At 57.6% G+C, this 719-nt stretch carries 1 pseudogene; it reads left to right on the forward strand.

The annotated features are described in order from the left end of the window. Positions 1 to 358: 358 nt before the first annotated feature. Positions 359 to 719: pseudogene (locus tag HMPREF2757_RS11660) on the forward strand (alpha/beta fold hydrolase); the annotation flags it as partial.

A 719-nucleotide genomic window follows, 5' to 3' on the forward strand; every position in this document is an offset into this window, starting at 1 on the left:
GGAATCACCGAGTGCTGGTCCAAGCCATGAACCCGCGGATGAGGCTGGTGAGTCTGCCTCGGATAGGCCGTCTGGTCAGCCTAAGGAGGATGCGTCAGAGGCTGAGTCTCAGAAGGGCAAGTCTTCTGAGAAGTCTGGTCAGAAGGATGCTGCTAAGGCTGCGAAGCCGGATGAGCATTATCCGGAGCTTGCCAAGAAGCTGTTTAAGAAAGGGGAGGGACGCTATGAGATTCCTACCCCGAAGCCTGGTGGTAAGTCTGCTGGTAAGGTTCCGGCTGGTTTAGAGGCTTACTACAGTCAGAAGATCGACTGGTCTGCCAAGAACTGTGAAGCCCTCGGTGAAGCAGAATCGGCTGACATGGTTGACATGCTCGGGCGTGCACCTGAGTGCGGCTACATGATTGCGCCGATTGATGCGAAGAACCCAGACAAGGGCAACATCGCTATCGCGGTCAAGCGCGTCAAGGCTGGAAAGCTGAAGGACGATGGTGATGGCGGCGTGAAGTTCACGCCGAACAAAAAGCCGCAGGGGTCTATCCTGTTGAACCCCGGCGGTCCCGGTGGGGCGGGCTTAGGCCTGGCGGACTTGCAGGCCAACGGCCAGCGAGACCTGGCCGAGAACTTCGACATGGTGGGTTTTGATCCCCGTGGTGTGGGTGCTTCTATGCCGTATTCGGAGTGTCAGTCGGATAAGGAGCGGGATGCTTCGCGTGCTTTGA

The sequence above is a fragment of the Brevibacterium sp. HMSC063G07 genome, from assembly GCF_001810665.1.
Lineage (GTDB): Bacteria > Actinomycetota > Actinomycetes > Actinomycetales > Brevibacteriaceae > Brevibacterium.